The sequence below is a fragment of the Streptomyces sp. NPDC090994 genome, from assembly GCF_044768905.1.
Classification (GTDB): Bacteria; Actinomycetota; Actinomycetes; order Streptomycetales; family Streptomycetaceae; genus Streptomyces.
Genome location: NZ_JBIVWS010000002.1, coordinates 120764 through 142382 on the forward strand (window position 1 = coordinate 120764; position 21619 = coordinate 142382).

Below are 21619 nucleotides of genomic sequence, written 5' to 3' on the forward strand. Positions count from 1 at the left end.
GCCCCCACGACCCTGGAGTACGTTGAAACGCTCCCGTGACAGGGCGGCGTCCGAACTGTTCGCCGCCCTCTACCCGCGCCTGGCCGGCTGGTGCCGCCAGCTCGTCGACGACGAGACGGCCCACGAGATCGCCTCCGAGGCGTTCACCCGGCTCTGGGCCCGGTGGACATCGGTGGAGGAGCCGCGCGGCTTCCTCTACGTCACCGCCGCCAACCTGGTCCGGGACCACTGGCGGAAACTGGAGCGCGAGCGCCGGGCCGTGCGCCGGGCCGGCACGGAGGCCGCCGTGCGCCCGCACGCCGAACAGGACGACCCTTCCGTACGCCTGCTGGTGCAGTCGCTGCCCCAACGGCTGCGGGTGCCGATCCTGCTGCACTACTACGCTGACATGCCGATCCGGGAGGTGTCCGCGCTGACCGGACGGAAGGAAGGGACCGTCAAGGCCGATCTGCACGCGGCCCGGGAACTGCTCCGTGTCCATCTGAGGAGAAGCCTTGACCACACGCGTTGACGAAGGCGAGGGCGAGGGCCCGGAGTCCGGCCCCGACGACCCGTTCCTGGTGGTCCTGCGCCCCGCCCCCGGGCACCTCTCCGCGCCCCCCGGCCGCTACGAGCAGATCCGCCGCGCCGCGTCCCGCCGCCGCCTGCTGCGCACCGCCGCGGGCGCCGGTCTGACCGTCGCCGTGGCCGGCCTGGTCGCGCTGCCGTTCCTGCGGGCGGCGCCCGAGCGGCCCGCGTCCCCGACGGTGCCGATGGCGCCGCCCTCCGCGACGGCCTCGTGGCCTTCTCCTCCGGCCACCGACGAGCCGCCCACGCCGACGCCCTCCGGTCCGGGGCGGGCCTCGTCCGCCCCCTCCGAGGCACCGTCGGCCTCGCCCACCGCCAGTGCCCCGCCGACCGTGAGCGAGAGCCGACGGCCGTGACCGGCGCCCCGGAGCCGGCCGGCGGCCCGGGGCCAGGGCCTGTCGTCCGGATCAGGACGCAGGACATCGGGGGGACTTGTCCATGCCGGTGAGCGGGGCCTGGTGCGTGCGGCTGCGAGGCGGAGGAGGGCGGCAACGCGCTGGGGGTCCTCCGCGCGAGCGCAGCCGAGTCCGGGGGAGTCGACAACCGACGACAACGCCGCTGGGGGTCCCCACGCCGTTCAGGCAGTAAGGGAGCGCGTACGGGCCCCGCGTCTGCGGCGTGATCCGAACGACAGGCCCTACTCCCAGACCACCACGCTGCGCCGCACCGGAACCGTCGAGGAGCCGGAGGCGAACAGCTCGGGCGCGTGGGCGCGGATGCGTTCGATGTCGTTGAAGACGGCCCGCAGGTGGTCGCGCATGCGCGAGCGGGCCAGCGGCACGTCACCGCTCTCGACCGCCGCGAAGATCTCCTGGTGCTGGTCGGCGAAGACGGCCGGGGACTCGTGCCCGTGCAGGCCGAGCCGGCGCGCCCGGTCCAGGTGACCCTTGGCGGCGGCGACGGTGGTCCACGCGTTGCCGTGGCCGCTCAGCCGCAGCAGGGCCTGGTGGAACGCCTCGTCCAGGGCGAAGAACTCCTCCCGGCCGAGGCCGGTGGCACGCTGGCGCTCCAGGTTGTCCCGCAGCTCCGCGACGATCCCCGCGTCGAGCCGTTCGGGCAGGTCCTCCAGGGAGGCGAGTTCCACGGCCTCGCGCAGGAACTGGGCGTCGGCGACCTGTGCCGGGTCCACCCGCGACACGAAGGACCCGATCTTCGGGAACACCTGCACCAGCCCTTCCTGGCCGAGCAGGATCAGGCTCTCCCGCACCGGAGTCCTGCTGACCCCCAGCGACGCGGCCAGCTCGTTCTCCGACAGGGCGGCGCCCGGGGCGAGTTCCAGGGTCAGGACCATCTGACGCAGCTTCAGGTAGATGTCGCGCCGACTGGTCCGCCGCCCGTTCGATTGAGGCATGGGCCCATCCTACGTACCTGCGGAAAGGGTATTGCACCCCTGCGCGACAGATGCTTGTATACAAGCTCTGCACGACAGGATGGAGCCGCAAGTGAGCACAATCGAGCGGGCCGAGGTGTTCGTCTCCTCCCCGGGGCGCACGTTCGTCACGCTGCGCATCACCACCAGCGACGGGGTGACCGGGCTGGGCGACGCCACGCTCAACGGCCGGGAACTGGCCGTCGCCGCCTATCTGCGCGACCACGTGGTGCCGCTGCTCATCGGCCGGGACCCGGCCCGCATCGAGGACATGTGGCAGTACCTCTACAAGGGCGCGTACTGGCGTCGCGGTCCGGTGACGATGACGGCGGTGTCGGCCGTCGACACGGCACTGTGGGACATCAAGGGCAAGGTCGCGGGCCTGCCCGTGTACCAGCTCCTCGGCGGCCGGTCCCGCGACGGCGTCCTGGTCTACTCGCACGCCAGCGGCACCGACGTCCCCTCCCTCCTGGACGACGTGCAGCGCCACCTGGAGCTGGGCTACAAGGCGGTGCGGGCGCAGGCCGCCGTGCCGGACGTCGGCGGCACGTACGGGGTGCGCAAGGGCACGATCTACGAGCCGGCCGCGACCGACCTGCCGGAGGAGCAGCCCTGGGACACGGAGGCGTACCTCGGTTTCGCGCCCGCCTACCTGGAAGCGGTCCGGGAGCGGTTCGGCTTCGGCTTCCACCTGCTGCACGACGTGCACCACCGCCTGACCCCCATCGAGGCGGCCCGGTTCGGCAAGAGCGTCGAGGCGTGCCGGCTGTTCTGGATGGAGGACCCGACCCCGGCGGAGAACCAGGAGGCGTTCCGGCTCATCCGGCAGCACACCACCACGCCGATCGCGGTCGGCGAGGTGATGAACTCGGTCTGGGACGTCCAGCACCTCATCACCGAGCAGCTCGTCGACTACGTACGCACGACCGTCGTGCACGCGGGCGGCATCACCCATCTGCGGCGGATCTTCGACCTGGCGGCCCTGTACCACGTACGGACCGGCTCGCACGGCGCGACGGACCTCTCCCCCGTCTCCATGGCCGCCGCCGTGCACCTGGACGTGACGGTGCCGAACTTCGGCATCCAGGAGTACATGGGGCACGCGGAGGAGACCTTCGAGGTGTTCCGCAGCGGTGTCACCTTCGCCGACGGGTACCTCAACCCGTCGGACGCTCCCGGCCTCGGCGTCGAGTACGACGAGAAGGCGGCCGGGCGCTTCCCGTACCAGCGGCGTTATCTGCCCGTGGCGCGCCGCCTCGACGGCTCGGTGCACGACTGGTGAGCGCCGTGACACCTCCCCGTCTGGACCGTGCGGCGCTGTCCCGGCTGGCGCCGGGGCTGCGGCCCGCCGTGGACCCGGCCGGGCTGCGCCCCCGCGTGGTGCACTTCGGGCTCGGCGCCTTCCACCGGGCGCACCAGGCGCTCTACACCGAGAACGCCGCCGCGCTGTCCGGTGAGCCGTGGGGCATCACCGCCGTGGCCCCCCGCTCGGCCGGCCCGGTGCGCGCCCTGCGCGAGCAGGACTGTCTCTACTCGCTCGTGGAGCGCCGTCCCGACGGGGACGCCTGCCGGGTGGTGGGTTCGGTCGTCGGCGCCCTGGCGATGGGCCCGGACGCCGGCGCCGTGGACGCGCTGCTCGCCTGTCCCGAGGTGACGGTGGTGACCTTGACGGTGACCGAGAAGGGGTACCACCGGTCGGCCGTGACGGGCGGGCTCGACACGGCGGCGGCGCCGGTCGCCGCCGACCTCGCGGCGGGCCCGGACGGCCCGCTGACCACGGTGGTGGGCCGGCTGGCCGCCGGACTGGCCGCCCGGATGCGGGCCGGCGCGCCCCCGGTCACCGTCGTGTCCTGCGACAACATGGCGGACAACGGCGCCGTGCTGGGCCGGGTCGTGGCCGACTTCGTGCGGGCCTCCGCCTGGCCGGACCGCGACCTGGTGCTGGACCGGATGGCCCGGGCGGTGGCCTTCCCCTCGACGGTCGTCGACCGGATCGTGCCGGCGACGAGCGAGGCCGACCGGGCCGCCGCCCGCGCCGCGCTCGGCCTGGCGGACGCCCTGACGGTGGCCGGCGAGCCCTACCGCCAGTGGGTGCTGGAGGACTCCTTCGCCGCGCCCCGGCCGCCCTGGGAGCGGGACGGCGCGCTGTTCGTGCCGGACGCGAGCCCGTACCAGCTCACCAAGTTGCGGCTGCTGAACGGCTCCCACTCGGCCCTGGCCCACCTGGGCCTGGCCACCGGCCGCGAGACCGTCGCCGACGCGATGGCGACGGACTGGGGCGAGCGGCTCGTCCGTGCCCTGTGCGCGGAGGTCGCCCCGACCCTGCCGGAGGGCGGTCCCGACGCGGGCGCGTACGCCGACGACCTCGTCGTGCGGTTCCGCAACCCGGCGATGCGCCACCGGCTGGAGCAGATCGCCTCCGACGCCTCGCTGAAGATCACCGAACGCTGGCTGCCCGCCCTGCGCGAGCTGCGCGCGGCCGGCGCGGACACCCCGGTCCTCGCCCTCGCCGTCGCCGCCTGGGCGTACGGCACCCGGCCCGGCGCGCCCGGCCGGTCCGACCCCGCGGCCGAGGCGCTCGCCGCCTGCTGGGAGGCCGGGGGCCGGCCCGCCGGGACGGTGGCCGCGCTGCTGCGGGCCGTCGGCGCGGCCGACCTGGCCGACGACACCGCCCTCGTCACGGCCGTCGCGGACCGGCTGCCGGCGCTGCGCGCGGGCCGCGTCGAGATCTGACACTCCCTCCCCTCACCTCCCCTCCCCTTCCGTTTCACCGCTCCCGTCCCCTCGAACAACGGAGTTCACGATGAAGGACAGTGCCACCGCCGCGGAGCAGACCCGCCCCGCGGAGCGCACCACGGGCGACCTGGCCAGAGCCGCCGTCTCCGGCTGGCTGGGCACGGCCATGGAGTTCATGGACTTCCAGCTGTACTCGCTGGCCGCCGCGATCGTCTTCAACAAGCTCTTCTTCCCGGACGTCAGCCCCGCCATCGGCCTGATCGCCGCGATGGCCACCTACGGCGTGGGCTACGTGGCCCGGCTCGCCGGCGCCGTCTACTTCGGGCGGATGGGCGACCGGATCGGCCGCAAGAAGGTCCTGTACCTGACCATCCTGCTGATGGGCGCCTCGACCACCCTGATCGGCGTGCTGCCCACCTACGCCACGATCGGCATCATGGCGCCGGTCCTGCTGGTCGCGCTGCGGCTCGTCCAGGGGTTCGGCGCGGGCGCCGAGATCGCCGGCGCGACCGTGCTGCTCGCCGAGTACGCCCCGGCCAAGCGGCGCGGTCTGATCTCCTCGCTGGTGTCGCTCGGCACCAACTCCGGGACGCTCGCCGCCTCCGGGCTGTGGGCCGTGCTGCTCGCCGTGCTCAGCGAGGAGCAGTTGCTGTCCTGGGGCTGGCGGCTGCCGTTCCTGCTCAGCTTCGGCCTGATGATCTTCGCCGTCTGGCTGCGCCGGGGCCTGAAGGAGAGCCCCGTCTTCGAGGAACGCCCCGACGTGGTGGACGGCGTGGCGCTGGCCCGCGACGAGGTGGAGGCCGCGATCGCCGGCACCGGCGAGGGCACGGAGAACGTGCTCGCGGCCGGTATCCGGCAGCGCAAGGGCAAGGCGTTCTTCCTCGCCCTCGGGCTGCGCTTCGGCCAGGCGGGCAACTCCGGCGTGATCCAGACGTTCCTGGTCGGCTACATCGCCACCAACCTCGCCGTCGGCCGGTCCGTGCCCACCGACGCGATCGTGTACGGCTCGCTGCTCGGCTTCGCCACCGTGCCGCTGGTCGGGCTGCTCGGCGACCGGCTCGGACGCCGGGTGGTCTACCTGGCGCTGACGCTGCTCACCGCCGTCATCGCCTTCCCGGTGATGCTGCTGATCACGTCCGGCTCGACGCCCGGGGTGATGATCGGCATGGTGCTCGGCCTCAACGTCGGTGTGCTGGGCCTGTTCTCGCTGGAGAGCGTGACGATGGCCGAACTCTTCGGCGCCCGCACCCGGTTCACGCAGCTGGCCCTCGCCAAGGAGATCGGCGGCATCCTCGCCACCGCGATCGGTCCCGTCCTCGCCGCCACCCTGACGGCCGTCACCGGCAGTTGGTGGCCCATCGCCGCGATGCTCGTCGTCTACTCGCTCATCACCTTCGTCAGCGCGTACCTCGCGCCCGAGACCCGCGGACGCGACCTGGTCCGCCTGGAGGATGCCGTATGACCGCCGTGACCGAAGAACGCGCCGCCACCGAGGGGCGCACCATGCGGGCGGTCGTGGTGCACGGCCCCGGTGACGTACGGGTCGACGCGCGGCCCCGCCCGGTGCCGGGCGCCGGTCAGGTGCTGCTGGCCCTGGAGTGGGGCGGGATCTGCGGCTCCGACATCGCGTACTGGAAGAAGGGCGCGTCCGGCACGGCCGCGCTCGCCCATCCGCTGGTGCTCGGGCACGAGGTCGCCGGCCGGATCGCCGCGCTCGGCCCGGGCGTCACCGGCCTGGCCGAGGGGCTGCCGGTGACCGTGCACCCGGCCCGGCTGGTCGGCGACGGCGTCCTGCCGGACCGGATCGCCGGCCGCACCAACCTCTACCCGCACGTCCGCTACTTCGGTTCGGCGGCGTTCACCCCGCACACCGACGGCGGGTTCAGCGAGTACCGGGTGGTCGACGCCGACCAGGTCAGGCCGCTGCCGGACGGCGTGGACACCGAACAGGGCGCGCTCGCCGAACCGCTGGCGGTGGCCCTGCACGCGGTCGGCCGGGTACCGGATCTGCGCGGCCGGACGGTCCTGGTGAACGGCGCCGGGCCGATCGGCTCCCTGGTGGTGGCCGCCGCCCGGCACCGCGGCGCGGACACCGTGATCGCCGCCGACCTGTCGGCGGACGCCCTCGCCGTAGCCCGTGCGATGGGTGCCGCCGAGACCCGTGACCTCTCCCGCGGCGAGGTGCTGCCCGAGGACGTGGAGGTCGTCTTCGAGGCGTCCGGCGCCCCGGCGGCGCTCGGCGCGGTGCTGCGGGCCACCGCCCGGGGCGGCACCCTGGTCCAGGTCGGCAACCTGCCCGGCACGGCGGTCAGCGCCGTCCTCGGTGACCTGGTGACCCGCGAGATCACCTGGACGGGCTCGTACCGTTTCGTCGAGGAGATCGACGACGCGCTGCTCGCCCTGCGGGACGGCGTGGACGTACGCCCGCTGATCACCCACCGGTTCCCGCTGGACCGGGCCGAGGAAGCGCTGTCGGCCGCCGCGGACCCGGGCAGCGGCAGCAGCAAGGTCATGCTGCGTCTGTCCGGCGCGTGAGCCCGCGCGACACCGATCCCCAGGAGGTTCCCGTGGCCCTGCCCACCCCGCCGCCCGCCCCCGACGTCGTGTGCGTCGGCGAGACGATGGCCGTCCTCGGCCCGTCGGACGACCGGCCGCTCGCCGAGCAGGCGCGGCTCAGGCTGGGCATCGGCGGCGCCGAGTCCAACGTCGCCTGCGCGCTGGCCGGGCTCGGCCACCGGGCCGCCTGGCTCAGCCGGCTGGGCGACGACCCGTTCGGGCGCCGGGTCCGCGCCGAACTCACCGCGCGCGGCGTCGACGTGGGCGCGGTCGAGACCGACCCGGACCGGCCGACCGGCGTCTACTTCAAGGACCCGGGGCCGGACGGCACCCGTACGCACTACTACCGCCGGGAGTCGGCCGCCGCGGGCATGGGCCCGGAGCTGGCCCGGCTGCCGCTGCTGCGCCGGGCCCGGCTGACACACCTGACGGGCATCACCGCGGCGCTCTCGGACGGCTGCGCCCGGCTGCTCGACGCGCTGCTCGTGGACCGGGTCACCGGTACGGGCCCGGTCGTCTCCTTCGACGTCAACCACCGTCCCGCCCTGTGGCGCGGCGGCCGGGACGAGGCGGCGCCCCGGTTGCTGGCCCTCGCCCGCGCCGCCGACCTGGTGTTCGTGGGCCGGGACGAGGCCGAGGGGCTGTGGGACACGCCCCGCGCGCAGGACGTGGCCGCGCTGCTCGGGCCGGCGCCGGCCGTGGTGGTCAAGGACGCGGAGCACGGTGCCACCTCGTACGCCGGGGGTGTCCGGACGTTCGTGCCGTCGCTGCCGGTCAAGGTGGTCGAACCGGTCGGCGCGGGCGACGCGTTCGCGGCCGGTTACCTCTCCGGCGTCCTGGACGGCCGCGACGAGCGCTCCCGGCTGCGGCTGGGGCACCTCGCCGCCGCGGCGGCCCTGCGTACCCGGGACGACGTGCCGGTGATGCCGTCGCGCGCGGAGACGGAGGAGTTCCTCGCGCTGGACGACGACGCCTGGGCGGCCCTGCCACCGCGCTGACCCCCGCGGGGGGTCAGGCCGTCCCCCGGGCCGCCGCCCGGAACTCCAGCGGGGTGCGCCCGTCGTGCCGGCGGAAGAACGCGCCGAAGTCGCTGGGGTCGGCGAAGCCGAGGTGGCGGGCGACGTCGGCGGCGGTCCGGTCGGTGTGCACCAGCAGGCGTTTGGCCTCCAGCACGATGCGGGCGTCGAGGTACGCCTTGGCGGTCGTGCCGGTGGCGGCGTGGACGGCACGGGTGAGGGTGCGCACGCTGTAGCCGAGGGCGGCGGCGTAGTCGGCGACGCGGTGGGTGCGGGTGAAGTCCCGTTCCACGGCGGCCCGGAAGCGAGGGAAGGGCCCGTCGCCGGCCGTCCCGCCGCCGGCGGTCTCCGGCGGCGCGGCGTGGGCCAGCCGCAGCAGCAGGACCGTCAGCAGCATCCGCAGCGCCTTGTTGTGCGCCTCCAGGGGCATCGTGCCCACGTCCGCGTACTCGGCGACCAGGTGGCGGCGGGCGAGGTCCACCGACCGGGCGTGCGGGCCCGCCGGGACGACGGGGCCCGCCGTGTCCGGGGGGTCGTCGGGGACGAAGCCGGGGCGCCAGATCACGATGTCCCCGGTCGCGACCGCCCAGGGCCCCTCGGGTCCGGCGCCGTACTGGTGGACCTGGCCGGGCCGCACCCACAGCCAGCCGCCGGCCGGGACGACGTACCGGGTGAAGTCCACGGTGTGCGGCAGCGGCGCGGAGTCCGGGTGGACGTGGATGAGGTGGTGGAAGTCCGGGCGCTGCGGGCTGGACAGGTCGATGCCGCGGCGCCGGCCGCGGGCCCGCAGCTCCGCGAAGTCGACGACGTCCATGCCGATCGGCGCGCTCAGCGCGGGCCGGTACGCCACGTCGGTGATCGTGGAAGCCATACCGCGCACCTGTCCGTTTTTCCCCATCAGCTGTCCTCAGCATACCGCCCCGGGCCAGTGGCGGCTCCTAGCGTGGACGGAGAACGGACCGGGAGCTGACCGAAAAGGAACAGGTGTGCCGTGCGGGTGATCGTGGCGATGACGGGGGCCACCGGCGCGCCCTTCGGGGTGCGGCTGCTGGAGCGCCTCGCCGAACTGCCGGACGTGGAGACCCACTTCGTCGCCAGCCGCTGGGCGCGGGCCACCGTCGAGCTGGAGACCGGCCGCACCATGCGGGAGGTGGCCGAGCTGGCCGACGTGGCACATCGGCCCGAGGACCAGGGCGCCACCATCTCCTCCGGTTCGTTCCGGACGGACGGCATGGTCGTGATCCCGTGCTCGATGAAGACACTGGCCGGCATCCGCGCCGGTTACGCGGACGGCCTGGTGGGCCGGGCGGCGGACGTGACGCTGAAGGAGCGCCGGCCGCTGGTGCTGGTCCCCCGCGAGACGCCGCTCAGCGAGATCCACCTGGAGAACATGCTGGCGCTGGCCCGCATGGGGGTCCGCATCGTGCCGCCCGTGCCCGCCTTCTACAACCACCCGGAGACGGTCGACGACGTCGTGGAGCACATCGTCTCCCGCGTCCTGGACCAGCTGGACCTGCCCGCCGCCGGCGCCCGCCGCTGGACCGGCCTGCGCGCGGCCCGCGGCGCGTCCTGACCCCACCGCCCCACACGAGGAGAGAACCCCCATGCCCTACGACGACCTGCGCTCGTTCCTCGACACGCTGGAGAAGGAGGGACAGCTGCTGCGGGTCACGGACGAGGTCCTGCCCGAGCCCGACATCGCGGCGGCGGCCAACGCCGCGGGCCGGATCGGCGAGGGGGCGCCGGCCCTGTGGTTCGACCGGGTCAAGGGCTTCACCGACGCCCGGATCGCGATGAACGTGCACGGCTCCTGGCGCAACCACGCCCTCGCCCTCGGCCTGCCGAAGGAGACCTCCCCGCGCGAGCAGGTCGAGGAGTTCGCCCGCCGCTGGGACGCGTTCCCCATCGCCCCGGAGCGGCGCGCGGACGCGCCCTGGACGGAGAACACCGTCACCGGTGACGACGTCGACCTGTTCGACGTGCTGCCGCTGTTCCGCCTCAACGACGGCGACGGCGGCTTCTACCTCGACAAGGCCGCCGTGGTCTCCCGCGACCCCGCCGACCCGGACCACTTCGGCAAGCAGAACCTGGGCACGTACCGGATGGAGGTCATCGGCCGCGACCGGCTCGCGCTCCAGCCGGTGCCCGTGCACGACATCGCCCAGCACCTGCGCACCGCCGAGGAGCGCGGCGAGGACCTCCCGGTCGCGATCACCCTCGGCAACGACCCGGTGATCCCGATCGTCGCCGGCATGCCGCTGCGCTACGACCAGTCCGAGTACGAGATGGCCGGCGCCCTGCGCGGCGCGCCGATGCCCATCGCCACCGCCCCGCACACCGGCCTGGACGTCCCCTGGGGCGCCGAGGTCGTGATCGAGGGCGTCGTCGAGTCCCGGGTACGGCAGATCGAGGGCCCCTTCGGCGAGTTCACCGGGCACTACTCGGGCGGCCGGCGCATGCCCGTCATCCGGATCGAGCGGATCTCGTACCGCACCCGGCCCGTCTTCGAGTCCCTCTACCTGGGCATGCCCTGGACCGAGTGCGACTACCTCGTCGGCCCCAACACCAGCGTGCCGCTGCTGAAGCAGCTGCGCGCCGAGTTCCCGGAGGTGCGCGCCGTCAACGCCATGTACACCCACGGCCTGCTGGTGATCATCTCCACGGCCAAGCGGTACGGCGGTTTCGCCAAGGCGGTCGGCATGCGCGCCATGACCACACCGCACGGCCTCGGTTACGTCTCCCAGGTCATCCTGGTCGACGAGGACGTCGACCCGTTCGACCTGCCGCAGGTGATGTGGGCCCAGTCCGCCAAGGTGAACCCGAAGGAGGACGTGCTCGTCCTGCCGAACCTGTCGGTGGTGGAGCTGGCCCCCGCCTCCCAGCCGGCCGGTGTCACCAGCAAGATGATCATCGACGCGACGACCCCGGTCGCCCCCGACGTCCGCGGCAACTTCAGCACGCCCGTCAAGGACCTGCCCGAGACCGCCGAGTGGACCGCGCGGCTGCGCACCCTGCTCGCCACCCGCTGAGCGACTCCCTGGACAGCTCCCTGGACAACTCCTTGGAAAGGAACACCCTCTGATGTCCGACCTCTGCCCCCGCTGCGCCGACCGGACCGTGCGTACCGTCGCGCACTCCCCCGTGCCCGGTGTCTGGCAGGTGCTCCAGTGCGCCCGCTGCCTGTACATGTGGCGCACCACCGAACCCGCCCGCCGCACCAGCCGCGACGCCTACCCCGAGCGGTTCCGGCTGACCGCCGAGGACATCGCCTCGGCGTCGGAGGTGCCGGCCGTCCCGCCGCTGCTCGGGTCCGCATAATCTGTCCCCGTGTCAGCTTCCCGTCTGCGCCGCGTGGCCGTCCTGGTCCTGGAGGGCGCGAAGCCGCTCGACGTCGGCATCCCCGCCCAGGTGTTCGCGACCCGCGCGAGCATGCCGTACGAGGTACGGGTGTGCGGCGCGCGGCCCGGTCTCGTCTCCGGCGGCGAGGGACTGTCGTACCACGTCGCCGACGGCCTCGACGCGCTCGCCTGGGCGGAGACCGTCTTCGTCCCCGGGTACCGGTTCCCGGACCGGGAGGACCCGCCGGAGGCGGTCGTCGAGGCGCTGGTCGCGGCGCACGAGCGGGGCGCGCGGCTCGCCGCCATCTCCACGGGTGCCTTCGCCCTCGCCGCCACCGGGCTGCTGGACGGCAGGCGTGCCACCACCCACTGGCACTACGCGCGGGCGCTGGCGGCCAGGTACCCGCGGGTCCGGGTCGACGAGAACGTCCTCTTCGTCGACGAGGGCAGCGTGCTGACGTCGGCGGGCGCCGCCTCCGGGATCGACCTGTGCCTGCACATACTCCGCGGCGACCTCGGGGTCGCCGCGTCCAACCACGCTGCCCGGCGGCTGGTGGCGGCTCCCTACCGCAGCGGCGGGCAGGCGCAGTACGTGCCGCGCAGTGTGCCCGAGCCGCTCGGCGAGCGGTTCGCCGCCACCCGGGAGTGGGCGCTGCACCGGCTCGGCGAACCCCTCACCCTGGAGACACTCGCCCGGCACGCGGCGGTGTCGCCGCGCACGTTCTCCCGGCGGTTCGCCGAGGACACCGGGTACACGCCGATGCAGTGGGTGATGCGGGCCCGCCTCGACCTGGCCCGTGAACTGCTGGAGCGCTCCCAGCGCAGCGTCGAGCAGATCGCGGCCGACGTCGGACTGGGCACCGGCACCAATCTGCGGCTGCACTTCCAGCGGGTCCTGGGCACCACGCCCAGCGAGTACCGGCGCACCTTCACCAGGGGCGAGTGACCCGGCCGGCCGCGGGTGGCACGACGGTGACACGACGGTGGCACGAGGGGCGGCGCGACGGTGGCACGAGGGGCGGCGCGAGGGGCGGCGCGAGGGTGGCGCGATACTTTCGAACCCTGGCTCTCGCGCCGCTGTCGACAACCGGCGGCCCGCGCGAGTCTGGTGGCGAACCGACGGAAAGGGACACCCTTCATGACCCGCATCGCCATCAACGGATTCGGCCGCATCGGACGCAACGTGCTGCGCGCGCTGCTGGAGCGCGACAGTTCCCTGGAGGTCGTCGCCGTCAACGACCTCACGGAGCCCGCCGGTCTGGCCCGCCTGCTCGCCTACGACTCGACAGCCGGCCGCCTCGGCCGTCCGGTGACCGTCGACGGTGACACCCTGGTGGTCGACGGCCGGCGGATCAAGGTGCTCGCCGAGCGGGAGCCGGCCCGGCTGCCCTGGGCCGAACTCGGCGTCGACATCGTCCTGGAGGCGACCGGCCGCTTCACCTCCGCCAAGGCCGCCCGCGCCCACCTCGACGCGGGCGCGCGGAAGGTGCTCGTCAGCGCCCCGTCGGACGGCGCCGACGTCACCCTGGCCTACGGCGTCAACACCGACGCCTATGACGCGGAACTGCACACGATCGTCTCCAACGCCTCCTGCACGACCAACGCGCTGGCGCCGCTGGCCAAGGTCCTGGACGACCTGGCCGGCATCGAGCACGGGTTCATGACGACGGTGCACGCCTACACCCAGGAGCAGAACCTCCAGGACGGCCCGCACCGCGACGCCCGCCGGGCCCGCGCCGCCGCCGTCAACATCGTGCCGACCACCACGGGCGCCGCGAAGGCGATCGGCCTGGTCCTGCCGGGTCTGGACGGCAAGCTGTCCGGCGACTCGATCCGGGTGCCGGTGCCGGTGGGCTCGATCGTCGAGCTGAACACGACCGTCGCCCGCGACGTGACCCGCGACGAGGTGCTGGCGGCGTACCGCACCGCCGCCGAGGGCCCGCTCGCCGGTGTCCTGGAGTACTCGGAGGAGGCGCTGGTCTCCTCCGACATCACCGGCAACCCGGCCTCGTCGATCTTCGACTCGGCGCTCACCCGGGTCGACGGCCGGCACATCAAGGTGGTCGCCTGGTACGACAACGAGTGGGGTTTCTCCAACCGTGTGATCGACACGCTGGAGCTCCTCGCCCGCGGCTGACCCCGCTCCGCCTGCCGCAGCGGCGGGCACGGCCGGCGCGGCCGGCTGAAGAAGAACCCGGCGGTGCCCTGGGCGGGCAGGCCGGGTTCTCGGTCTTCGGCGGCGCGGGGTCGGCGTTCAGCCCAGCGGCAGCATCGCGACCGCCACCAGGGCGAGCAGGCCGATGTACGCCCAGGAATGGGCCCGGTCCGGGATCCGGGGCGGGCGCCGCCGCAGGACGGCGATCACCGGCAGCGCGCCGAGCAGCAGCGCCGCGGCGGCCACCGGGTCGACCAGGCCGACCAGGCGCTGGTGCGTGTCCGGGACCGCCGTGAGCGCGGGTCCGGACAGGGACACCGCGGTCGCCGGGAGCGCGATGGCGAAGGTGAGCGGATTGGCCAGGGCGGTCGCCACCCGCATGGGGTGCCCGGCCCGGCGCATCGCGGGGACGGTCATGACACTGCCGCCCACACCGAGGAAGGCGGCGACCGCTCCGACCGGGGCGCCGAGCAGGGGCGGCAGTGGACGCGGTCCGCCGGACGCGTCCCCGTGCTCCGCGCGCGGGCGCAGGAAGCCGGGGCGCAGCAGCAGGTCCACGACGGTCAGGGCGACGTAGCCGACGAACGCCCACCGGGCCGGGCCGGGCGGGGCGACCCGGCCGGCCAGCGCGCCGGCCGCGGCGCCGGCGGCGAGCAGGAGCAGCAGGACGCCGCTGCCGCGCAGGGCCGCGAGCACCCGCCGCGGGGTGACGGCCGTCGCGAACCCGGCGTTCACCACCATCACCAGGGCGGAGGTGGCCGTCGCCACCCGCATCGCGTCCGCGCCCAGCGCGGCGTCGGCCCACACCACGACCGGCACCGCGACGAACCCGCCGCCGAACCCGAACAACACCGTGGTCAGCCCGGTGAGGACTCCGATCCCGGCCAACGCCACAAGACTCATGGGACCCACCTCACCAGGTCTCCCGACCGTCCCGCATGCGAAGGTCGGCACGTTTCCTTCGCGTCTCGGCCGCTACCGTGGCGGGGTGAGAAACGTCCCCCTGGCCGACGTCGACCACATCGACCGGGCCGTCCTGCCGATCGCCACCGACTACCCGCCCGGCCACCTGCTGGACTGGCACGAGCACCGGCGGGCGCAGTTCCTGCACGGCGCCACCGGCGTCATGGTCGTCGACACCGCCGAGGGCACCTGGACGGTGCCGCCCGACCGCGCGGTCCTGATCCCGCCCGCCACCCGGCACCGGGTACACATGCTGGGCGTGAGCACCCGGAGCCTGTACGTCGAACCGGGCGCCGTCCCCTGGTGGCCGGCGACCTGCACGGTCGTGGACGTACCGCCCCTGCTGCACGAACTGCTGCTCGCCAGTGCCGAGTTCGAGCCCGACTACGGCATGGCGGGGCGGGCGGGGGCCATCGCCGCGCTCCTCCTGCACGAGATCGCCGCCCTGACTCCGCTCCCGTTCCACGTCCCGGTCCCCGCCTCCCCGGACCTGGCCGCGCTGTGCCGTACGTATCTGGACGCCCCGGACGTGGGGATCGGCAACGCCGCGTGGGCGGCGCGGGCGGCCATGAGCGAGCGGGCCTTCACCCGGCGCTTCCGCGCGGAGACCGGCGTCAGCCCCGCCGTGTGGCGGTCCCGCGCCCGGTTGCTCGCCGCTGTTGCGCTGCTGCGCTCGGCGCCGGTCAGCGAGGTCGCCGGCCGCCTCGGCTACTCCTCCCCCGCCGCGTTCACGGCCGCGTTCACGCGCACCTTCGGCACGCCGCCCTCCCGGTTCACCGCGCACCGGGCCGGCGGCGGCCCGCGGCCGTGACCGGAACCCGCGCACCGATCCGGCACGCCCGCACACCGGCACTCCTGGGAGCAAGCCTCGTCGAGGACCATCCGCGTCGCGCGTCCCAGGAGTTCACGATGTCCGCACTGGACGACTCGCCGAAGACCCCACGGATCGGCACCGGCAGACCGTGCCCCGCGCGCGTGTACGACTGGTTCCTGGGCGGCGGCCCAGGGGATCAGGCGGTTCCTCGACATCGGCACCGGACGGCGCCGGCGAGTCACCTCACCCGGTACAGGGCCGGCGGGCCCACCCTGGCGCCGCGGCCTGCCGCCGGACGCGGTCAGTCCGGCGTGGACGAGGCGCGCGACCGGCGGTGGGCCAGTACGGCGAGAACGTTCTCCACCAGGCGTTCGGCGTCCGCGTCCGCAGTGAGCGGCCCGCCCAGCAGGGCGTGCGCATAGGCCGGGGCCAGGATCAGTTCTCCGATGTCGAGGAAGCCGATCTCGGTGGTGCCGCTCGCGGCGAGGACCGCCTCGACCTGGCGTACGCGGGGCTCGGCGAAGTCGGCCAGGCCGGTGAGGCCGTCGGTGCGGGCCGTGGCGGCGATCGCCCGGACGAAGACCCGGTTGGCGGGAGCCTGAAGGTCCGCCAGCAGCCGGCGCGTGTACGTGAGCAGGTCGCCGCGCAGGTCCCCGGTGACCGGCAGGGGCGAGCGGCGGCTCAGCTCCTCGAACAGGGTGTCCAGGACCAGGCCCTCGGGTCCGCGCCAGCGCCGGTAGATCGTGGCGGCGTGCACGCCGGAGCGCTGGGCCACCTCCGCGACCGTCACCGTGCCGTCCGCCGACTCGTCCAGCAGCGACCGCACGGCGGCGTGCACCGCCGCGCGCGTCCTGGCCGATCTGCCTCCGGGACGGGTCACTCCCCCTGCCTGTGTCATGACACCAGCCTATCGCGAGCAACTCGCGTTAGGCGGACGGACGGGTGTAGCGTCTAACGCGAGACTTTCGCGTCAGCGCGCTCAGTCAGTGGGTCAGCCAGTGGGTCAGTCAGTGCGTCAGTCAGTGCGTCAGTCAGTGGGTCAGTGGTGGGGAAGGAACGGACATGGCACGTGTTCTGATGGTCGGGGCCGGTATCGCCGGTGACACCGTCGCGCTTCTGCTGGGCAGGGCCGGCTGGGAGGTCACGGTGGCGGAGATCGCGCCGGACCTGCGCACCGGCGGGCAGACCGTCGACCTGCGCGGGGACAGCCGTGACGTCCTGGAGCGGCTCGGCCTGCTGGACGAGGTGCTCGGCCGGCTCGTCCCGCAGCGCGGCGCCGCCTGGATCGACCGCACCGGCCGTCCCCTGGCCACCATGCCGGTCGAGGCGTTCGACGGGAACGGGTACGTGTCGAAGGAGGAACTCCTGCGCGAGGACCTCGCCCGGGTGCTGCACGACGCGGCCGGCCCCACCGTCACGCACCGCTTCGGCGAGACCGTGAAGGAGCTCACGGACACCCCGCACGGGGTGCTCGCGCACTTCCGCGGCGCGCCGCCCGAGGAGTTCGACCTCGTCGTCGGCGCGGACGGCGCGCACTCTCGAGTCAGGCGGCTGCGCTTCGGCCCCGAGGCGTCCTTCCGTCGCCCGCTCGGCCTCGCCCACGCCTGGTTCACCCTCACCGAGACACCGTCCACGCCCGGTCTCGACGGCTGGTTCCTGACCCACAACGCGCCCGGTCGACGGTCCGTGGAGGCGCGGCCCGGTCATCCGGGCACGCAGGAGGTGGGGCTGACCTTCGCCGCCGTCGAGCTGCCGCCGCGGCACGACCGGGCCGCCCGGTTCGCCCTGCTCGACGAGGTCTTCGCGGACGTGGGCTGGCGTGCGGCGGAGTTCCTCGCCGCCGCACGCGTCGCGCCCGACTTCGCTCTCGACACCTTCGACCAGGTCCATGTGCCGAGGTGGCACGACGGCCGGGTGGTCCTGCTCGGCGACAGCGCCTGGTGCGCCAGTCCGCTGAGCGGGCTCGGTACGGCCCTCGCCCTGCGCGGCGCCGCCGAACTGGCCGACGCCCTCGGCTCGGCGGCGGTGAGCGAGCACCCGGACCGGCTGTCCGGCGCCCTCGCGGCGTTCGAACGGTCGATGCGGCCCCGTACCCGCGCCGCGCAGCGGCTGTTCCCGGGCCGGGTGCGGCAGGCGGCGCCGGTCACGGAGCGCGGTATCCGCGTCAACGCCTGGATCATCCGGCAGTTGCAGTCCCGGCCGGTGCGGAAGGCCGTCGGCCGCGTCGCGGCCCGGCACGGGCAGGACCCCTCCGCCGACGGCCCGGGCACCGCTGCCGCCGGGCGGGCGGCGGCGCGCTGACGTACGGTCGTCCGCCGGTCAGAGGCAGGCGAGCAGGCCGTCGAGCGGGGCGGGTACGCGGTCGGCGTCGCAGGCCTCGACCAGGACGCGACCGTAGTGGATCTTGCGGCCCTTCTTCGTGCCGAGGAAGCGGCGCAGTTGCTGTCGCGGGGTGCGGCCCCGCTGGGCGGGCTGGCGCAGGAAGGCCTCCAGGGCGCGCTGGTCGCCCTGCGCCCGGACGAGTTCGGCCACCCGGGTCACGCCGAGCGCGCGGATCAGCTCGTCCTCCAGGTCCGCCGCGCAGACGAAGAAGCCCTGCTGGGCCGCACCGGCCCGTGCCAAGCCGCGGGCGTAACAAGGGTGTTCCCGCTCGTCGCACAGGCCCGCGAGGCGCAGGCCCAGGCCGGGCGGTCCGAGAAGGCGGGCGAAGCGGCCGATGTTCATCGCTCCGCCCATCGACAGGACGCAGACGCCTTCGGCGTCCAGGTTCCGCCGCCGCCGCTCGGCCAGCGCGCGGACCGCGGCGACGTCGCTCGGGCCTTCCAGCAGGACGGCCGCCCGGACGGGCAGCCGCGCGGCCAGCTCCCGCGCGGGGTCGCCGGACCCGCCGGCCGCCCACGCGGCGACCGCCTCCCGGAAGGGCCCCATGTCGTCGGTCATGGGGCCAGTCTGCGCCGTTCGCCGCCCCCGCGGTAGCGGATTACGACGCGGCGCGGGGTCAGGTCACCGTGATCCGGTCGATGTCGGGTGCCCATCCGGCATCGTTGGCGAAGGTGATGCTGTTGCCCGTGCCGCTGTCCAGGGCGAGGCTCAGCGTGACCGAGCCCGGGGTCGTCCAGTCGGCGGTGGGGGCGAAGTCGACGGTGCGCGGTGTGCCGCCGTTGATCTGGACGGTGGCCGAGCGGGCGACCGCGGTGGTGTAGTGGACCGTGACCTGCCGGGTGCCGCCGTCGCCGCCGTCGACCCGGGGGAAGGTGAGGGTCGCGCCGTTGCCGAGGTAGCCGACCTTGGCGCCGCCGGAGCAGTCGGCGCAGTCGGCGACCACGGCGGTGCCGGTGAGAGTGTTGCCGCCGGCCTCCGCCTCGTAGCCGGCCGGGTCGGCGCTGCCGTCGGTGCCGACGGTCATGGCGCCCAGGTCGAGCCAGCCGTCCGCGTTCTGGCCGGTGTTGGCGAACCGCAGCTTCTTGGCGTTGGAACTGATGTCCTCCAGCGGGTTCTTGGCCTTCATGACGAGCCGGTAGCCGCCGGCGGTGACGCCGGTCAGGTCGATGTCCGCGTCGAAGTACCGGGCGTAGCCGTAGTCGAGGTAGGTGGGGTCGGAGCCCACGCCCCAGTCGGGGAAGGCCCGGATCTTCTTCGGCATGACCTCGCGCAGGTCCCAGGGCGTGTCCCAGCTCTTGACGACGTTGCCGGCGGCGTCCTTGAGGCCCAGGCTGACGGTCCAGGGGTAGTAGAACGGGGCGACCCCGTTGTTGCTGATGCGCACCCCGACGGTGGTGCTGCCGGCGGCGGTGTCGTGGAAGTAGGCGTCGTCGACGGTGAGGTCGTAGCCCATGAGCCGGACCGCCGCCGCCACGTTCGGGTCGGAGGAGGAGTAGCCGGCGCTGCCCTCGTTCATCTTCCAGGTGGTGTGCTCCAGTTCGAGGCACGCCTTCATGTCGTCCACGTCGCCGGAGCCGCCGGGCCAGAAGCTGAAGGCCCTGGGCTGGATCTCCGGGCGGACCTCACCGCCCATGGACGCGGTGGTCCAGCGGTTCTCCACTCCGCGCTCGACGGCCCGCTGCAACTGCGAGTACGAGGCGCCGCCCAGCGACGACGGCAGGGTGACGCCGGCCAGCGGGCTGCCCTCGCGGAAGCAGAAGGAGTCGTCGTGGAAGCCGACCGACGGCAGCTCGGCGGCGGCGCCGCCCGCCGAGTCCGGGTAGCGCACCTCGACCTTGGTGTGGGTGAAGGCGCTGGTGTAGGCCCGCATGATCTCGGCGCCGTGGGCGTCGGTGGGCATGTGGTTCGGGTAGCCGTCGCCGGTGTCGGTGTCGTAGGGGTAGGTGTGCCACTCGCCCCAGAGACCGATCAGGCCCATGTGGATGTAGCCGATGCGCGGGTCGCCGTCGTAGCGGGCGCCGAACGCGGCGATGAAGTCCTTCAGCCCGTCCAGCAGGTAGGCGTTGTCGTAGTCGGGGCGGGTGGTGCCGTTCACGGCGTCGGTGCGGTAGTCGACGTGGCCGTCGAAGCAGTGCGGGACGGCGTTGGAGGGGTGGCTGCCGCCGGGGTCGCCGGGGTACTCCAGGTAGAAGCGCAGCGCCGTCTGGTTGCCGTACGAGGCGGACTCGTCGAGCGCCTCGTCCAGCACGCTCCAGTCGTAACTGCCGCAGTCCGACGCGTTGGTCATGACCTCGGAGAGACCGAAGTAGCTCCAGGTCAGCGCGTGCGGGTAGCCCGTGTTCTGGTCGGCGCCGGGCTGGTAGAAGCGGGCGAAGCCCTTGAGCGGGTTGTCCAGCGGCGCGTCGGCGCGGGTGAGGGTGTGGACCGGGAGCGAGGGATCGGGGTCCGGGCCGGGTGCCGGGCGCTCGGGCACGCCCTGGGCGGCGGCGGCCGTGGCGGCCGAAGCGGTTGCGGTGTCGGCGGCCGGTGCGGCCTGGGCGGTGAGCGGCAGCACGGCCAGGGACAGGGCCAGGGCGGAGGAACAGAGCGCGGCCAGCAGTTCTCTGCCGCGTCGTGGTGCGAAGGTGCGCATGGTGACGGCCTCCTGAGAGTGAGAGGGAAGCGAAGTTATGCGACAGCATTGACAAAGTTTCGCTGTTGCTCATCAATATGTTGTCCACGGTGCCCCACTGGCAAGAGGTGCGGCGCGAATCCCTTCGGAGGGAACCATGGGCGCGGAGACCGCAGTTGCGCCACCGCACAAGAGCGTCGGCCCGCCCCCGGACGGGGCCCCGGCACCGGGCGGGGCGCGCCGGCCCCGCGACGACCGGAAGGCGGCGTGGCTGTTCCTGGTTCCCGCGCTGCTGGGGTTCGCGCTGTTCTACGCGTATCCGACCCTGCGCGGCGTCTACTACTCACTCACCGACTACAGCCTGCTCGCCGCACCGGACTTCGTCGGCGCGGACAACTACCGCCAACTGATCGGTGACGATCAGTTCTGGAACGCGCTGAAGGTCACCGGCTCTTACGTGTTCCTCAACATCGTCTCGCAGACCGTACTGGCGCTGCTCCTGGCGACGCTCATGCACCGCCTGACCCGGTCGGTGGCGCTGCGCGCGATGCTGCTGGTGCCCTGGCTGGTGCCGAACGTCACCGTCGGCCTGCTGTGGATGTGGATGCTGGACGCCAACCTCGGCCTGGTCAACCACGTCCTCGGCGCCTTCGGCATGAGCCCCAACGGCTTCTTCACCTCGCCGGACTGGGCGATGCCGTCCGTCGCCGCCGCCAACACCTGGGCGTACACGGGCTATACGGCGCTGCTGCTGTACGCCGGGATGCTCCAGGTCCCGCAGTACCTGTACGAGAGCGCCTCACTGGACGGCGCCGGCGAGTGGCGGATGTTCACGAAGGTCACGCTGCCGCTGCTGCGGCCGGTGCTCTCGCTCGTCCTGGTGGTGTCGCTGATCGGCTCGTTCCAGATCTTCGACACGATCGCGGTGACCACCCAGGGCGGACCGGTCAGCGCCACGCGCGTCATCTACTTCTACATCTACGAACAGGCCTTCACCTACTTCCACATGGGCTACGCCTCCGCCGTCGCCGTGGTGCTCGCGCTGATCCTCGGCGTGCTGACCGCCGTACAGATGCGCCTGCTGCGTGCCTCCCGCTCGGACCTGGCCTGAG

General features: G+C 73.7%; 21 protein-coding genes. 15 read left to right on the plus strand and 6 right to left on the minus strand.

What is annotated here, in order from left to right; translation table 11 throughout:
• Positions 1-22: 22 nt before the first annotated feature.
• Positions 23-511 (plus strand): RNA polymerase sigma factor, encoded by a 489-nt coding sequence (locus tag ACIQR3_RS05055; protein ID WP_403534268.1) that lies wholly within the window; start codon positions 23-25, stop codon positions 509-511.
• Positions 495-923: a hypothetical protein gene (locus tag ACIQR3_RS05060; RefSeq protein WP_403534269.1), complete on the plus strand. Its 429-nt coding sequence runs from the start codon at positions 495-497 to the stop codon at positions 921-923. The genes ACIQR3_RS05055 and ACIQR3_RS05060 overlap by 17 nt, the downstream gene beginning before the upstream one ends.
• A 281-nt stretch (positions 924-1204) precedes the next feature.
• Here the strand turns inward: ACIQR3_RS05060 and ACIQR3_RS05065 are convergent, their stop codons facing one another.
• Positions 1205-1918 (minus strand): GntR family transcriptional regulator, encoded by a 714-nt coding sequence (locus tag ACIQR3_RS05065; protein ID WP_403534272.1) that lies wholly within the window; start codon positions 1916-1918, stop codon positions 1205-1207.
• 79 nt (positions 1919-1997) lie between these two features.
• On the opposite strand from ACIQR3_RS05065, the gene manD reads away from it, so the two are divergent.
• The 5 genes from manD to ACIQR3_RS05090 all read left to right on the plus strand — a co-directional run bounded on the left by manD (position 1998) and on the right by ACIQR3_RS05090 (position 8226).
• A complete protein-coding gene (manD, locus tag ACIQR3_RS05070) occupies positions 1998-3218 on the plus strand; it encodes a D-mannonate dehydratase ManD (protein ID WP_403534274.1) in 1221 nt (406 codons plus the stop codon).
• A gap of 5 nt (positions 3219-3223) precedes the next feature.
• A complete protein-coding gene (locus ACIQR3_RS05075) occupies positions 3224-4669 on the plus strand; it encodes a mannitol dehydrogenase family protein (protein ID WP_403534277.1) in 1446 nt (481 codons plus the stop codon).
• A gap of 70 nt (positions 4670-4739) precedes the next feature.
• A complete protein-coding gene (locus ACIQR3_RS05080) occupies positions 4740-6134 on the plus strand; it encodes an MFS transporter (protein WP_403534280.1) in 1395 nt (464 codons plus the stop codon).
• Positions 6131-7207 (plus strand): L-idonate 5-dehydrogenase, encoded by a 1077-nt coding sequence (locus ACIQR3_RS05085; protein WP_403534282.1) that lies wholly within the window; start codon positions 6131-6133, stop codon positions 7205-7207. The genes ACIQR3_RS05080 and ACIQR3_RS05085 overlap by 4 nt, the downstream gene beginning before the upstream one ends.
• A gap of 32 nt (positions 7208-7239) precedes the next feature.
• On the plus strand, positions 7240-8226 hold the full coding sequence (locus ACIQR3_RS05090; RefSeq protein WP_403534285.1) for a sugar kinase: 987 nt from the start codon (positions 7240-7242) through the stop codon (positions 8224-8226).
• Positions 8227-8239: 13 nt separating this feature from the next.
• On the opposite strand, the gene ACIQR3_RS05095 is transcribed toward ACIQR3_RS05090, so the two are convergent.
• Positions 8240-9115 (minus strand): helix-turn-helix domain-containing protein, encoded by an 876-nt coding sequence (locus ACIQR3_RS05095; protein ID WP_403534287.1) that lies wholly within the window; start codon positions 9113-9115, stop codon positions 8240-8242.
• Between the two features lie 120 nt (positions 9116-9235).
• Here ACIQR3_RS05095 and ACIQR3_RS05100 point away from each other — a divergent pair, with 120 nt between their 5' ends.
• The 5 genes from ACIQR3_RS05100 to gap all read left to right on the plus strand — a co-directional run bounded on the left by ACIQR3_RS05100 (position 9236) and on the right by gap (position 13719).
• The gene (locus tag ACIQR3_RS05100) at positions 9236-9817 is read left to right on the plus strand and encodes a non-oxidative hydroxyarylic acid decarboxylases subunit B (protein ID WP_403534290.1); all 582 of its coding nucleotides are present in this window, start codon (positions 9236-9238) and stop codon (positions 9815-9817) included.
• Positions 9818-9848: 31 nt separating this feature from the next.
• Entirely contained in the window at positions 9849-11273 is a 1425-nt protein-coding gene (locus ACIQR3_RS05105) for a non-oxidative hydroxyarylic acid decarboxylases subunit C (RefSeq protein WP_403534292.1), read from the plus strand.
• A gap of 52 nt (positions 11274-11325) precedes the next feature.
• Positions 11326-11562, plus strand: coding sequence for a non-oxidative hydroxyarylic acid decarboxylases subunit D (locus tag ACIQR3_RS05110; RefSeq protein ID WP_215166414.1), 237 nt, complete (start codon positions 11326-11328; stop codon positions 11560-11562).
• Positions 11563-11571: 9 nt separating this feature from the next.
• A complete protein-coding gene (locus ACIQR3_RS05115; protein ID WP_403534295.1) occupies positions 11572-12528 on the plus strand; it encodes a GlxA family transcriptional regulator in 957 nt (318 codons plus the stop codon).
• A gap of 192 nt (positions 12529-12720) precedes the next feature.
• Positions 12721-13719 (plus strand): type I glyceraldehyde-3-phosphate dehydrogenase, encoded by a 999-nt coding sequence (gene gap / locus ACIQR3_RS05120; RefSeq protein WP_215166412.1) that lies wholly within the window; start codon positions 12721-12723, stop codon positions 13717-13719.
• Positions 13720-13836: 117 nt separating this feature from the next.
• Here gap and ACIQR3_RS05125 read toward each other — a convergent pair whose 3' ends face one another.
• On the minus strand, positions 13837-14640 hold the full coding sequence (locus ACIQR3_RS05125) for a TSUP family transporter (RefSeq protein ID WP_403534298.1): 804 nt from the start codon (positions 14638-14640) through the stop codon (positions 13837-13839).
• 85 nt (positions 14641-14725) lie between these two features.
• Between ACIQR3_RS05125 and ACIQR3_RS05130 the strand changes: the two genes are divergently transcribed.
• On the plus strand, positions 14726-15511 hold the full coding sequence (locus ACIQR3_RS05130) for an AraC family transcriptional regulator (RefSeq protein WP_403534301.1): 786 nt from the start codon (positions 14726-14728) through the stop codon (positions 15509-15511).
• A gap of 304 nt (positions 15512-15815) precedes the next feature.
• On the opposite strand, the gene ACIQR3_RS05135 is transcribed toward ACIQR3_RS05130, so the two are convergent.
• Positions 15816-16412 (minus strand): TetR/AcrR family transcriptional regulator C-terminal ligand-binding domain-containing protein, encoded by a 597-nt coding sequence (locus ACIQR3_RS05135; protein ID WP_403534304.1) that lies wholly within the window; start codon positions 16410-16412, stop codon positions 15816-15818.
• A 164-nt stretch (positions 16413-16576) separates the two neighbouring features.
• On the opposite strand from ACIQR3_RS05135, the gene ACIQR3_RS05140 reads away from it, so the two are divergent.
• The gene (locus ACIQR3_RS05140; RefSeq protein ID WP_403534307.1) at positions 16577-17815 is read left to right on the plus strand and encodes an FAD-dependent monooxygenase; all 1239 of its coding nucleotides are present in this window, start codon (positions 16577-16579) and stop codon (positions 17813-17815) included.
• 18 nt (positions 17816-17833) lie between these two features.
• On the opposite strand, the gene ACIQR3_RS05145 is transcribed toward ACIQR3_RS05140, so the two are convergent.
• Together ACIQR3_RS05145 and ACIQR3_RS05150 are read right to left on the minus strand one after the other, a co-directional pair.
• Positions 17834-18454: a TOPRIM nucleotidyl transferase/hydrolase domain-containing protein gene (locus ACIQR3_RS05145; protein ID WP_403534310.1), complete on the minus strand. Its 621-nt coding sequence runs from the start codon at positions 18452-18454 to the stop codon at positions 17834-17836.
• Positions 18455-18512: 58 nt separating this feature from the next.
• On the minus strand, positions 18513-20528 hold the full coding sequence (locus ACIQR3_RS05150) for a DUF4832 domain-containing protein (protein WP_403534313.1): 2016 nt from the start codon (positions 20526-20528) through the stop codon (positions 18513-18515).
• Between the two features lie 136 nt (positions 20529-20664).
• Here ACIQR3_RS05150 and ACIQR3_RS05155 point away from each other — a divergent pair, with 136 nt between their 5' ends.
• A complete protein-coding gene (locus tag ACIQR3_RS05155) occupies positions 20665-21618 on the plus strand; it encodes a carbohydrate ABC transporter permease (RefSeq protein WP_403534316.1) in 954 nt (317 codons plus the stop codon).
• Position 21619 lies beyond the last annotated feature (1 nt).